Source organism: Nocardia sp. NBC_01009, assembly GCF_045208035.1.
Lineage (GTDB): Bacteria > Actinomycetota > Actinomycetes > Mycobacteriales > Mycobacteriaceae > Nocardia.
In genome coordinates, this window is the sequence record NZ_CP108695.1 from 4,491,376 (window position 1) to 4,503,915 (window position 12,540).

13 protein-coding genes are annotated in these 12,540 nt (G+C 66.8%); 10 read left to right on the top strand and 3 right to left on the bottom strand.

Features of this window, described 5'->3' with window-relative positions; translation table 11 throughout:
- Positions 1 to 42: 42 nt before the first annotated feature.
- Positions 43 to 210, top strand: coding sequence for an ElyC/SanA/YdcF family protein (locus tag OHA42_RS20040; protein WP_406229415.1), 168 nt, complete (start codon positions 43 to 45; stop codon positions 208 to 210).
- A 38-nt stretch (positions 211 to 248) separates the two neighbouring features.
- Here the strand turns inward: OHA42_RS20040 and OHA42_RS20045 are convergent, their stop codons facing one another.
- Positions 249 to 929, bottom strand: a complete 681-nt coding sequence (locus OHA42_RS20045; RefSeq protein ID WP_406229416.1) for a TetR/AcrR family transcriptional regulator — start codon at positions 927 to 929, stop codon at positions 249 to 251.
- Between the two features lie 166 nt (positions 930 to 1,095).
- Here OHA42_RS20045 and OHA42_RS20050 point away from each other — a divergent pair, with 166 nt between their 5' ends.
- From OHA42_RS20050 to OHA42_RS20065, 4 genes are all read left to right on the top strand, one after another.
- Positions 1,096 to 2,277, top strand: coding sequence for an NmrA family NAD(P)-binding protein (locus OHA42_RS20050; RefSeq protein WP_406229417.1), 1,182 nt, complete (start codon positions 1,096 to 1,098; stop codon positions 2,275 to 2,277).
- A 118-nt stretch (positions 2,278 to 2,395) separates the two neighbouring features.
- Positions 2,396 to 3,094 (top strand): class I SAM-dependent methyltransferase, encoded by a 699-nt coding sequence (locus OHA42_RS20055; RefSeq protein WP_406229418.1) that lies wholly within the window; start codon positions 2,396 to 2,398, stop codon positions 3,092 to 3,094.
- Positions 3,095 to 3,325: 231 nt separating this feature from the next.
- Entirely contained in the window at positions 3,326 to 3,823 is a 498-nt protein-coding gene (locus OHA42_RS20060; protein WP_406229419.1) for an SDR family NAD(P)-dependent oxidoreductase, read from the top strand.
- A 226-nt stretch (positions 3,824 to 4,049) separates the two neighbouring features.
- Entirely contained in the window at positions 4,050 to 4,976 is a 927-nt protein-coding gene (locus tag OHA42_RS20065; protein WP_406229420.1) for an NADP-dependent oxidoreductase, read from the top strand.
- Between the two features lie 3 nt (positions 4,977 to 4,979).
- Here OHA42_RS20065 and OHA42_RS20070 read toward each other — a convergent pair whose 3' ends face one another.
- Entirely contained in the window at positions 4,980 to 5,450 is a 471-nt protein-coding gene (locus tag OHA42_RS20070; protein WP_406229421.1) for a MarR family winged helix-turn-helix transcriptional regulator, read from the bottom strand.
- 57 nt (positions 5,451 to 5,507) lie between these two features.
- Here OHA42_RS20070 and OHA42_RS20075 point away from each other — a divergent pair, with 57 nt between their 5' ends.
- The 5 genes from OHA42_RS20075 (at position 5,508) to OHA42_RS20095 (ending at position 11,206) form a co-directional block, all read left to right on the top strand.
- Positions 5,508 to 6,320 (top strand): alpha/beta fold hydrolase, encoded by an 813-nt coding sequence (locus OHA42_RS20075; protein WP_406229422.1) that lies wholly within the window; start codon positions 5,508 to 5,510, stop codon positions 6,318 to 6,320.
- A 225-nt stretch (positions 6,321 to 6,545) separates the two neighbouring features.
- On the top strand, positions 6,546 to 7,661 hold the full coding sequence (locus OHA42_RS20080) for a hypothetical protein (protein WP_406229423.1): 1,116 nt from the start codon (positions 6,546 to 6,548) through the stop codon (positions 7,659 to 7,661).
- A gap of 78 nt (positions 7,662 to 7,739) precedes the next feature.
- Positions 7,740 to 8,729: a TauD/TfdA family dioxygenase gene (locus OHA42_RS20085; RefSeq protein ID WP_406229424.1), complete on the top strand. Its 990-nt coding sequence runs from the start codon at positions 7,740 to 7,742 to the stop codon at positions 8,727 to 8,729.
- Positions 8,730 to 8,840: 111 nt separating this feature from the next.
- Positions 8,841 to 10,118 (top strand): MFS transporter, encoded by a 1,278-nt coding sequence (locus OHA42_RS20090; RefSeq protein WP_406229425.1) that lies wholly within the window; start codon positions 8,841 to 8,843, stop codon positions 10,116 to 10,118.
- Entirely contained in the window at positions 10,115 to 11,206 is a 1,092-nt protein-coding gene (locus tag OHA42_RS20095) for a hypothetical protein (protein ID WP_406229426.1), read from the top strand. The genes OHA42_RS20090 and OHA42_RS20095 overlap by 4 nt, the downstream gene beginning before the upstream one ends.
- Before the next feature lie 9 nt (positions 11,207 to 11,215).
- Here OHA42_RS20095 and OHA42_RS20100 read toward each other — a convergent pair whose 3' ends face one another.
- The gene (locus tag OHA42_RS20100; protein WP_406229427.1) at positions 11,216 to 12,418 is read right to left on the bottom strand and encodes an acyl-CoA dehydrogenase family protein; all 1,203 of its coding nucleotides are present in this window, start codon (positions 12,416 to 12,418) and stop codon (positions 11,216 to 11,218) included.
- Positions 12,419 to 12,540 lie beyond the last annotated feature (122 nt).

The window sequence follows — 12,540 nt, forward strand, 5'->3', positions numbered from 1 at the left end:
GCTGCCGATATCCAGATCGGCGACGGCGCCCCCGCCTCCCGTGTGTATACGGACCACGACGCGGAATCGGCCATCGACAACGCCGACAACTCGGCGAGGATCATTCGCGACATCGGCGCTGTCGACGCGGTAGTGGTGACCTCGGCCAACCATGTTGCCCGCGCGGTCCGCGATTTTGCCGAGGCGGGTGTGCATGTGCTCGGCATCTGATAACTCGGGCCTAGCCGGCCGGGACCACCCGCGGAACACTAGCCGGAGGGGGCTCCGTCCGATACCCGGGGCAGCTCAAGCAGGCCGCGTGCCACGAGTTCGAGCACTTGCCCGAGCGCGAAGTCGATGTCTGCCTTCGTGGTGGGCAGAGGGCCGTCAATCAGCAGACTGGCGAGGCCGTGGATGGCCGACCAGGCGGCGATGGCGGCCCCCGGCCTGCGGCGCGGGTCCAGCAGACCGGCTGACTGCACCTCATCGAGAACCTGATTGAGGACGTCGAATGGTTCGGCGCCGCGGGTCTGCGGTTCCACCTCACCGGTGGTCGACGGGTCGTGCTGGTAGTCGCCGCCGGGAGTGGGGTGCGAATCGAAGGCGGTGCGAAACAACCCGGGCTCGGTCAGCGCGAAGTCGACGTACGCGGTGCCGACCGCTCCAAGTCGGCTGACAGGGTCGGCGGCGTCGTCTATGTGGTGGCGCATTCGTGAGGCCAGTTCGCTTCGGGCTTGGCGGGACACTTCTGCGAGCAGTGCTTCGCGGTCGGCGAAGTGGCGATAGGCGGCCGAATGTGAGACCCCGGCCGCGCGGGCTGCCTCCCGGAGAATTACTCGATCGGGTCCCCCCTCCCGCGCCAGCACGATTCCGGCGTCGACCAGCGCGGCCCGCAACGAGCCATGGTGATAGGGCCGGTGGCGATCCGCAGACGCGGCGGCTGAGGTCATAACGTCAAGGATCGCATATCCACCCCCAGTGTTGACGACGGTCACATCCATGGGCTCGGCGAAGCGTGACCAGTGGCTACAAGGCTGGTCGCGGTGTAGCGATCAGGCCAGGCGAGGCGACAACATCCATGTTGACAGCGGTCACATGGAGTCGCATACTGCAAATGTGACCGACGGAAACATTCCGTCCATTCGTTGCAGCGACTGGGAACTGAAAGGACTTTCAATGACTAACCAACGTGTGCTTGTCACTGGGGCCACAGGCAGGGTTGGCAGTGTGGTGGCCACCCAGCTATTGGAACGGGGTGTCGCGACCAGGGTGATGGTGCACCGCAGCGACGCACGCAGTGCGCGTCTCGCGGCCATGGGCGCGGAGATTGTCATTGCCGACATGTTTGACTTCATGCAGATCCGGGCCGCGATGGATGGTGTCGACCGGTTGTATTTCAACGCCCCGTACCACCCCCATGTGCTCGACAGCGCCGTTGCGTTCGCGGTGGCGGCACGTCGGGCGGGGGTGCAAGCGATCGTGGCGATGGGGCAGTGGCTGGCAAGCCCTGAGCATCCGTCCCTGATGACCCGGCAGATGTGGTTCAACGACAAACTGTTCGAGCTGTTGCCGGATACCGCCCACATTGCCATTGATCCCGGTTTTTTCGCCGACAACTATCTCATTGGGATGATGCCGGTCGCGGCTCAGTTCGGAATCCTGCCAATGCCGACCGGCGCGGGGCGTAATGCGCCTCCGTCCAACGAGGACATCGCTCGAGTGGTGGTGGGCGCCCTGCTCGACCCGCATCGTCACGAGGGCAAGGCTTATCGTCCGACGGGGCCGAGGCTGCTGTCCGGGGCAGATATCGCCGATGCGATGGGAGAGGCGCTGGGCCGCCCCGTACGTCATGTCGATGTTCCTCCGAAGGTGTTCATGAAAGCTGTCCGCGCAAACGCGAGGCGGCTTCGAACAGACATGTTCTTCGAGTCCTGCCTACGCAACTATCTTCCCGAAACACCCCTGGGAACATGGGAGGTCGGCGGTCCTACCACGCACGTTCGCGATGTGGCCGGAGTGGAACCCGAAGACTTCCTCACGATCGCCCGCCGCTATGCCGCCGCGCCCGAATGTCGCCGTACCGCCGGCAATTTCGTCCGCTCACTAGCGGGTGCCATCCGGATCGCCATGGTGCCGATGCATCGCCTCGACAAGTTCGACCATATGCAGCAGCACCCGCAGCCCGCCCATCCGCGGTTCTCCGGCGAGTCCGCCTTCTGGCAGCACGAACACCCCGCCGCCGAAGACCGACTCGACGAACCGCTCGCGGCGACCGATACAGATTCAGCGCGGGTGTAGCGGTGGTTCTTTCATGACGGCGTCTCCGTACGAGACCGGTGTCGCCCGTGCCTCCATTGAACGGGCGCTCATCGCCGCAGGAAAGGATCTCGAGCACCTCGTACCGGCAGATCTCGGGATGCTGGAGGATTTCCACACCATTGGTCGGATAGCCACCAGCCAACTGGTCGACCTGCTCGATATTGCTGCCGACACCGAGGTGCTCGACGCCGGCACCGGTATAGGAGGCACCGCGCGGTATCTCGCCGACCGCCTGCGGTGCAAGGTCACTGCGGTCGATCTGGCCGAGGAATACTGCTCGACGGCCGAATGGCTGAATCGACTTGTCGGGCTGGATGGCTTGATTACCGTCCAGCGGGCCGATGCTACGGCCCTTCCCTTCGCTGACAATGCATTCCAGGTTGTGTTCAGTCAACACGTCCAGATGAACGTCGCTGACAAAGTGCGGCTTTACCACGAAGCCCGCCGGGTGCTGGCGAATGATGGCCGGCTAGCCATTTGGGATATCGCCGCCGGCGCGTCCGGCCACCCCACCTACCCGCTGCCCTGGGCAGTCGATCCAGCACAAAGCCACTTGGCCACCTCCGACCGGCTGCGCGCGGTGATCGAGTCCTGCGGTTTCACCATCGAAGCCTGGAATGATCTCACCGAGACGGCGGCGGCAACGATGCAATCGATACTGACGTTGCCTCCCAACCCGCTCGGGCTACACACCTTCGTGGACGGCTTTGCCGAGAAGGTCGAGCATCTCACCGAGGCTCTGGCCGACGGACGGATCCGAGCCATCCAGGCCGTCGCGCGGGCGACCGGCCGTTAGTACTGCAGGTGGCACATCGAATGCTTCTCGCCGCGCGTAATAAGCCTGCGGAGTTGGCGTCCTGCCGCCAGATCGACCCATCCGGGTCGCTCGACGTGTCGTGCCGATGTCATCGTCTGGTGCACTGGCTTCACCCCCCGGTGAGTACCTGGCGCCACCGAAGATGGTCACTGTATCCGGCACCAGCACAGCGGAATTCGACCGAGTCATCGATATCAACCTGCGTAGTGCGTGGAACACCGTGCAGGCAGGGCTGCCGCACCGGCGGACGAGCGGGGGCAGATCGTGGTCATCGCGTCGGTGTTTTCATTCCTGAACGGGATGTTCTGCGCACCGTACGCGGTGAGCAAGGCGGGCGTGGAGGCGCTCGGCCGGACCTTGCATGTCGAACTCGCCGGTGACGGAATCGCGGTTACCGCAGCACATTTCGGGTTCGTCGACACCGATCTGACACACGGCAGCCTGGACGGCGACCCGCTGACCGAGTGGCTGGGGGCGCTGTTGCCCGGTGCTCTGACCAAGCGGATCACCGCCGATCGGGCCGCGACGGAGCTGTTGCGCGGTGCTGAACGTCGTATGGCGTGGATTGTTGCCCCCGCGCCATGGTTGCCGCTCGATTGGTTGCGCGGAATGTCCGGGCCGCTCGGTGACACCGCCTTGGTCAAGTGGCCGACGCTGCGGAATCTGGTCGCCGAGGCGCGTCGAAGGGAAGGTGAAGGGCGGCCGTGAGCCCATGAACCTGCTCGATCGCCTCGTGGTGTGAACGGTGCCGGGGTCGATCGGGTGGAGTTGGATTCCGTCGCCAACCGGCGCTCAACAGGCTGCGGGGAGAAGTCTTCGGCGTAGGAGGCGGTCCACGCGTGCATGCTTGATGTGCGGATAGTTGACGCGAGGAACAATATGGGGTAAATATTTGTGTCAGCAATAGTCCTCACGTCAACTAAATGGAGATCAGATGTACGCGATCACTCAAGACCGGTTCGGTGGGCCCGAGGTGCTGTATCGGACCGAGGCTGAGCGGCCGCAGCCCGGTTCCGGCGAGGTGCTGGTTCGGGTGCGGGCGGCGGGGGTGAACCCGGTGGACTCGGCGGTTCGGGCCGGGCATTTCCCGCTGTTTCCCACACCGCCGTTCGCGCTGGGCTGGGATGTTGCGGGTGTTGTGGAGGCGGTGGGTCCGGGGGTGACGCGGTTCGAGGTTGGTGCGGAGGTTTTCGGGATGCCGCTGTTCCCGAAGGCGGCAGGTGCCTACGCGGAGTACCTGGTGGCGCCCGCTGCTGAGCTGGCGGCCAAGCCTGCGGCCCTGTCGATGTCGGAGGCGGGCGCGTTGCCGCTGTCCGGGCTGACTGCGTGGCAGGGCTTGGTCGGGCTTGCCCGGATCGAGGCCGGGCAGCGCGTGTTGATCCATGCCGCGGCCGGTGGGGTCGGGCATCTGGCGGTGCAGGTTGCCAAGGCTCGCGGCGCGCACGTTGTCGGCACCGCGCGGGCCGAGAATCACGCCTTCCTGACCGAGTTGGGTGCCGACGAGCTGATCGATTACACCGCAACCGATTTCACCGTGGCGATCGATCCGGTGGATGTGGTGTTCGACCTGGTCGGCGGCGAGTATGCACCGCGTTCCCTCGGTGCATTGAAGCCGGGAGGTGTGTTGGTCACCACGGTCGGTCACAATCCTGGGCTGACTTCGGCCGACGCCGAGCGCCACGGTGTCCGTTTCGAGACCGTGTTCGTCCATCCGTCGGCAGCGGATCTGACCGACCTCGCCGGTCTTGCCGAAGCCGGTGCGCTTCGCGTCCACGTCGAGCGGGAGTTCGACCTGATAGACGCCGCCGAGGCGCACGCGTCGACCGGAAGTGCGAAGGGTAAAACCGTTCTCATCCCGTGAGGGTCAGCCGTTCATGTCGACGTCGTCGAAGAGGTTGAGCATGTGGTCGAGAACCTCGAGGCAGGAGGAGATTTCGGCGTCGGTGAGGCCGCCGCCGGTCCGGCGTAGGAGGGCGTGTTCGCGCATGGTTGCGGCAGTGATGGCCGCGGTGCCCGCTGGGGTCAGCGCTATCAATGAGGAGCGCTGATGCAGGGGGTTCGGCTGGAACTCGACCAGGTCGGCGGCCGCCGCGTCGTTGACCATGCGCTGGACGAACTGGCGGCTCAGGGACTGGGCGCGGCCCATATCCGGGACGGTCATCGGGCCGCGCTCGCGCAGCAGGTCGAGGATGGCGCGGATGCCGACCGAAAGTCCCTGGGGCGCAGCGTCTTGCTCGATCTTCCGGTAGACCCTGCGGTGCAACATGCCGACGCGGGTGAAGACCTCCATCAGTCGGGAGGCTCGTTCGTCGGGTGGCAACGGCGGTTCGGTCACCCGGTCATTATGACACCTCAGTTGTCAAAGTGCGATCAATATGACACCTTGGTTGTCATGGATGAATTCTCACGGACATTCGACAGCGGCGACGGACTCCTTGCCTATCGTGACGCCGGTGCGGGCCGACCGCTGGTGTTGTTGCACGCGGGTTTTGTCGACTCCACGATGTTCGACGCTCAACTGCCCGTCCTCGCTCGGCGCTACCGCGTGATCGCTCCGGACGCTCGTGGGCACGGTGAATCTGCCAACGCGACAAGACCTTTCCGGCAGACCGACGATCTGGCCGCGTTGCTGCGGCATCTCGATCTCGGGCCCGCGGTCCTGATCGGCGTATCAATGGGTGCCATGATCGCGGTCGACACCGCACTGGAACACCCCGATCTGGTGCGCGCCCTGGTCGTGAGCGGTCGTGCCATCGGTGAACCGGAGTATCGCGACCCGTGGTCGAAAGAACTCGACGCCACCCAGGCCCGTGCTATCGCGCACGGCGACATCGACACGTGGCTGGCGGCGTTTGTGCAGTGGGCGGCGGGCCCGCATCGTTCGCTCGACGAGGTCGACGCCATGATGGTGTCGCGGATTCGGCAGATGGCCGCTCGGATGCTCGCCAAACACACTGCGTCCGAAACGGATCACGACATCCCGGTCGCCGCTGTCGCGGCTCGCGCGTCGACGATCGCGGTACCCGTCCTCGCCGCCGACGGCGCGTTCGATTCCCCCGACCTGACTGCGACAGTGGACCGCCTTCTCGCCGCCGTCCCCGGCAGCCGACGGGAAATCATCGCCGGCGCAGGTCATTTCCCCAACATGGAGCAACCTGCTGCCTACAACCGGATCATCGAGGATTTTGTCGGTGGTCTGCGGTAGTTCCGGTGGTTGCGAGTCCACTCTGTTCGACGGAGGTCGGCCGACTGCCTATGTCCGGGTTGCGGGAAGTCGGACATACGGTGCGCGGTGGGGAAATCGGCAACGTCTCCGGTTCGCAGGCATCGTTTCCCCACGATGAGATATACAACGAGGCAAGGGAATTCATCCTTGCGCTCCGGGGCAAGCGCCTGCGAAACGGGCTTGTCGCGGGATACTGTGGACGACATGGGTACGTCGGAGACAGACCCGCATCCGCCAGTGGCTGTGTTCCGGGGAGCGAAGGACGGGGCAGCCGCCCCGAACCTGAACGCTCGCGTTCGGGGCGAGGCGCAACGGACCGCGATGACCTTGGCCGAAGTGCCGACTCATGCGGGTCCGGTCGAGCGCACCGCAGCTATCCGGCGCGCCGTGGTCGCCGCTGGGGAGCTCGTCGGTGCGCTGTCGGAGGAGGCGGGGCCCGTTGTCGGTGGGGACTTGCCCGCCGAGTCGGTGAGCCAGTCGTTCTTTCGGGTCCGTGAGGTGGATCTGTCCGATCAGCAGGCGGCCCTACATGGTGTGCTGGTCATCCACCGGGGCCTGCGGGATCTGTGCAGTGCGCCGCTTTCGGGTGCGGACTTGGCGGTGGAGGTCGCCGGTATGGGGCAGGCCGTGCTCGACCTCACCGGTGCCGCAGCGTCCGACGGGGCGCCGCTTGGCCCGCTCTCCATTCCGGAGGTGTCCGACGGCGTCTCGTTGGAGAGCGAGTGGACGGCGCGATGGCTCGTCGGGCATCAGGTCCATGTCCTGTTCAACATCTGCGCGGCGGTCGCCGTGACCGATGCCGTGCACCACCTGCGCCACGGCGCGACCGCCGCCGCGCTGGAACGACTCGACCATGCCACCACCTACGTGCGCGGCTTTCCCGCGACGATGATCCATGCCAGCACCATCCCGGTGGACTATTACCTGGCGACGGTGCGCCCCACCATGCAGCCTCCAGAGGTGGCGACGCCGTTGAGCGGACGGCAGCACCGCGGCTACAAGACGTTCCGTAGCGCGATGAAAGACCTGCTGAAGGTAGTACCCGACTCCTACGAGCAGCTGGTGGCCCGCGATCCCGAACTCGCCGCCGCCAGGGACGCACTGCTGGAGGCCGACCTCGTGGACAGCGAACGCCATGTCACGCTGGCCTATTCGATGGTGCGGCTGCGCAGGTCCATCGCGCAATTGCCGACCGGCCCGGACAACGCCGTCGGTGAGCTCCGGCTGATGCGGCACCGGCGGGCCGCCCACTATGCTCCGCTGCTCCGGTTCGGCGACCACTACATTGCCGACACGGTGTCGGCTCTGCGGCACGGCTGAGCAGTCGAGTTCGATTCGCCGCCTCGATATTTCCGAACAGGTGCCGAGAACGCCTGTGTGTTCGATCAGGAGACATTGATGCACGAAATCGCCGATACCGCAGTCGTCGACGGCACGGACGTGGCATTGGGTCCCGCCGACTCGGGCGAGGTCGACCGGCTGGCTCGAACGCTGTGCGGTGATCCTCGCAACTTGGTGGACGACCCGGAATGGGTGGCGCGTGCCCGGCACGCCTCGGATGAGCTGCCGGTATCGCTGCGCCGTAGCGTGCGCCGGTTCCGGCGGTACTCCGGATCATCCGGGGCGCTGGTGATCCACGGTCTGCCGGTCGACGAGGCGATGCTGCCCGCCACGCCCTCTGCGGCGGATTCGGTGCAGCGTGCGGCCACCGTCGCGGCCGCGGTACTCACCGTGGTTGCGTGCGGGCTCGGCGACCCCGTCGCATACCTGGCCGAGAAGTCCGGAGCCCTTGTGCAGGATGTCGTGCCCGTGCCCGGGCGGGAAACCTTCTCGGGCAATGCCGGTTCGGTGTTGCTGACCTTCCACAACGAGAACGCCTTTCACCAGCACGAACCCGACTATGTGCTACTGCTGTGCCTGCGTGCCGACCATGACCGGGTCGCCGGTCTGCGCACCGCCTGCCTGCGCGAAGTGCTGCCGCTGCTGACGGCAGCGAGTCGAGAAACCTTGTTCGCACCCGAATTCGTCACCGCACCACCGCCTTCCTTCGGTTCGGACAACCGCGCGCGTCCGCCACAGCCGTTGCTGTTCGGCGCCGCTGACGACCCGGACATCCGGATGGCCACCATCGCGACCACGGCGCTGACGCCGCGGGCGGAAACGGCGCTGGCCGAATTCGGCCGAGCCTGCGACAACGTCGCGCGTACCACCAAGCTCATACCCGGCGACCTGGTCATTGTCGACAACCGGGTGACCGTCCACGGCCGCACCGCCTTTCGACCCCACTACGACGGAGCAGACCGGTGGGTGCAGCGAACCTTCGCCATCGCCGACCTCCGCCGCTCGCGCGACCACCGTCCGGACGACGGCTACGTCATCGCACGATAGTCGGTCCCACCGCGCAACGGATCGGCTCGATCCGGAACCGAGACGCTCTCCCAGCCGACTACTCGAGTTCGGGGCCGTCGATGGGGCGGCGCGGCTGGGAGGAGAGCGGTAGTGCAGACACACCCGCACGTCCGTACGGACCGGGTGGCGGTGGCATCGGTGACGGGGGTGCTGACCGCGGCTATGGGTTTCTCGATGTTGCAGTTGTTCGTGCTGGGTGCGCTCGGTCCGCGGATCGTGCCGGACCTCGGGATGTCCTCGGCGATGCTGGGATTCACCACAACGGTCGGGTTCGGCACCGCTGCACTGCTCTCGCCGATCGCCGGTCGGGCGGTGGATCTACTCGGCCCACGACGGTGCCTCGGTGCCCTGCTCGGCATCGTCGCGTGCGCGCTCGCGTTGATCGCGTCCGCACCGGGATACGTGGTGCTGTTGCTGGCGGTTGGTCTCGGTGGTGCACCACAGGCATTGGCGAACCCTGCGACGAACAAGGCGATATTGGCGGCGATACCGGCACCGCGGCGCGCGGGGGTGACGGGTACCAAGCAATCGGGTGTCCAGCTCGGCGCGATCGCGGCGGGGCTGCCGCTGACCGCGCTTGCCGCCGTTGCGGGTTGGCGACCCGCTGTGTGGGTGGCCGCTGGTATCGCTGTGCTGACCGCTGTGTGGGTATGGCGGATCTTGCCGGCCGATGCGCCACGGAATCAACAGGGCGCCAATGCCTTCGGTGCCGACTCGGGTCACGGTGCGGCAGGTGTGGTGCGGTGGCTGGTCGTGTTCTCGGTGTTCCTCGGCGCGGGCATGGCCTCGATCAACACCTATCTCGCCCTGTTCGGGGAGAGACGGCTCGGACTCGGTGCCGCCGCCGCCGGAATGCTGGTAGCGGTGCTCGGCGTGGCCGGTATCGCAGGCCGCATCGGATGGGCGCGGCTGGCGGCCAAGCCGGGCGTAGCGGTGGTGCTGCCTGCGGGGTTGGCAGCCGGATCGGCGGTCGCCGCCGTGCTGCTGGCGGCCGCACCGCAGGTGAACGGCCTGGTGTGGGTCGCAGTGATAGGGGTCGGCGTGTTCGGGATGGCGGGCAATGCGGTGTCGATGGTGCTCGTCATCCAACGCGCCGCACCCGGTCGCGCCGGACGGGATTCGGCGTTGGTGTCGGCGGGCTTCTTTGCCGGATTCGCCGTGGGGCCACCGCTTTTCGGGCTACTGCTGCCGGTGATCGGATACCGCGACGGATGGCTGACGGTTGCTGCGGAATTCGCGACGGCGGCCGGCGTCGCGGCGGCGTGGGCGCTGCGTGATAGAGGGCAGCGGAGTCGGGCGTTGCAGGATCGAGCACTGCAGGATCGGACGACGCAGGATCCAGCGCGGCAAGAACGGGCACAGGCATGAGCGAGTGTGAAGTGGGACGCGAAGGCGTATGGCACACCCAGCCGAGCACCGCCGAGGCAGCCCTCGACGCACTGCTGGATCGTGTCGCGTCGACGTATTCCGTTACCGATCAACGTTTCCCGCTGTATGCCGATGGTGGCTCCGGCGCATGGGTCACTACAACCCGGGGTTCCTGGACCGGTGGTTTCTGGGCAGGGCTGCTGTGGTTGCGGGCACTGCGCACGGGCTCTCACACGGACCGGTCGGCGGCGAGGACTGTCACCGCGCAGCTGGAGCATTGGGTCACCGCAGACACCGCTACGCGTGGATTGATCCTGTGGTACGGAACGGCATTGGCCGCAGGGCCCGGTCGTGACAGTGCCGCGGCGAGCCTGCGCGACGAGGCCGCGCGGTCCTGCCTGACCGCTTTCGATCAGTCTGTCGGCATACTGCCGTGGGGTTCGGCATTCGGCGGTTCGAGGTGGCTGGCACGGATCGACGGCGTTGCGGGCACCGTCCCATTGCTCGCCACGGCCAATGTGGGAGCGGGTAGGGCAGCGGCCCGCACGCATCTGGACACGCACGTGGCTCGATGGCGAGCCGAGCCGGTCGGTACACCGGCGTGGGCATGGGCCGCAGGCGAATGGACCGCCTGCGCGCAGCCACGGGCCGGCTGGAGCCGGGGCCGGGCCTGGCTGCTGCTGGCACTCGCTGATGCGGCGTGGTCCATCGATCCCGACTATGGGGCAGTCGCCGAGCGGCTGGTGGACTACGGGGCAGCCCCGGTGCCGTCAGCCGAATCGATCGAGGACGCCCCGCCCGACACCTCGGCAGCTGCCATCGAGGCGGTGGCCTTGCTCAAACTCGCTGCCGCGGCGGAGAGTCGGCACCGGGAGCGCCTACGCGCCAGGGCGGTGCAGATCGTTCGACATCTCGTGACGGCGCATGTGAGCGGCCCGGATGGTCCGCGCCCGTCCGGAATGCTGCTCGATGGCTGCTATGACCTCGAGCGCGGACTTGCCACCGCGCACGAACTCATCTGGGGCGACTACTTTCTGGCGCTCGCCCTGGCTATCTGCACCGGAATGGTGGCACCCTTCGATACCTGAGTATGTGTCTCAGCGCAGCACTCTTCTCGCCACAGCCTCGATGTGCAATTCGTCGGGACCGTCGAGCAGGCGCGCCATCCGCCCCATGCGCAGCAGCGACGGGAGTGCGGTGTCGGGACCGAGCCCGGCCGCGCCGTAGACCTGGATTGCCGCGTCGGCGACCTGCTGCAGCGTCCGTGCCGCAGCGACCTTGGCCAATGCGGCTTCCGTGCGGGCGTCGTGACCGGCTTCGATGAGTGCAGCCGCCTTGTGCACCAGCGGACGGGTACTGCGAATGGCAAGCAATGACTCGAAAACATGCTGCTGCACCAGTTGTCGGTCGGCCAGCGGCCCGCGCGACTGGGTGCGGCTGCGCGCCCGATCGCACATCAACCCGAATGCGCGCTCTGCCTGCCCCAGCCAGCGCAGACAGCGCAGCGTGCGCCCGAGCTGCAGGCGCTGCCCTGCGATACGCAATGCCGCACCGGGTTCGCCGATCAGGTGGTCGCCCGGCACCCGAACATCGTCGAAGGTGATCTCCCACTGGCCGCCGATACCGAAAACCGGGACTTCACGCACGATTCGGAACCCGGGGCTGTCGGTGGGGACCAGCAGCAGCGACAACCCGTCACGGCTCGGCGCGGCGCCGTCGGTGCGGGCGAGCACCGCGATCAGGTCGGCGTCGGCCGCGCCGCTGACGAACCACTTGCGCCCGGTCAATGTCCACGAGCCATCCGGTTGGGCGATCGCGCGGGTGGCCGTCAGCGCCGGATCGGTGCCGGGGGTTTCCGGCTCGGTCATCGCATAGGCGGCGCGCAGCTCACCGGAGATCAATCGCTTCAGATAGCTGTCGCGGACTCGGTCGCGGGCATGTTGTTGCAGCATCCGCACATCCAGCAGCGACGCCGACCCGAGGGCCGTCGGCCCGTGATCACTCGCGCCTTCGGCTTCCGCCAGTTGCACATAGTCGGCGAAAGGCAGGCCCTGCCCGCCCAATTCGATCGGCAACGGCAACGCCCACAGTCCCGCCGTTTTGGCCGCTGCCCTCAGTTCCGTCAGCGCCGCGTCCGCTGTCGCGCCGCCCGCGTCGAGCCTGCCTTCCTGAGGCATCACCTGTTCGGTGACGAAGGTCGTGACGTGTTCGCGCAATTCCGCAGGATCGAGCTCGGTGCGGGTGGCAGCGGCGGTTCCCTCGACGGTCGGCGCCGCGCCCTGGGATGTGAACGGCTTCATGGTTTCTCCTCCGCGCTGGCCGGAACCCGAGGGCTCGGCGGTCCGACTGCTGTTGTCCGTGGGATTGGTCGGTGGCGACCGCCGCCGAGTTCCCGCGACAGCGTCACCGTTCAAAAGGAGAG

Bases quoted from the DNA above. Each gene is read 5' to 3' on its own strand.
- OHA42_RS20080 (WP_406229423.1), top strand. From the start codon at position 6,546: ATGGGTACGTCGGAGACAGACCCGCATCCGCCAGTGGCTGTGTTCCGG.
- OHA42_RS20055 (WP_406229418.1), top strand. From the start codon at position 2,396: ATGCTGGAGGATTTCCACACCATTGGTCGGATAGCCACCAGCCAACTG.
- OHA42_RS20065 (WP_406229420.1), top strand. From the start codon at position 4,050: ATGTACGCGATCACTCAAGACCGGTTCGGTGGGCCCGAGGTGCTGTAT.
- OHA42_RS20045 (WP_406229416.1), bottom strand. From the start codon at position 929: ATGACCTCAGCCGCCGCGTCTGCGGATCGCCACCGGCCCTATCACCAT.
- OHA42_RS20095 (WP_406229426.1), top strand. From the start codon at position 10,115: ATGAGCGAGTGTGAAGTGGGACGCGAAGGCGTATGGCACACCCAGCCG.
- OHA42_RS20100 (WP_406229427.1), bottom strand. From the start codon at position 12,418: ATGAAGCCGTTCACATCCCAGGGCGCGGCGCCGACCGTCGAGGGAACC.
- OHA42_RS20075 (WP_406229422.1), top strand. From the start codon at position 5,508: ATGGATGAATTCTCACGGACATTCGACAGCGGCGACGGACTCCTTGCC.
- OHA42_RS20085 (WP_406229424.1), top strand. From the start codon at position 7,740: ATGCACGAAATCGCCGATACCGCAGTCGTCGACGGCACGGACGTGGCA.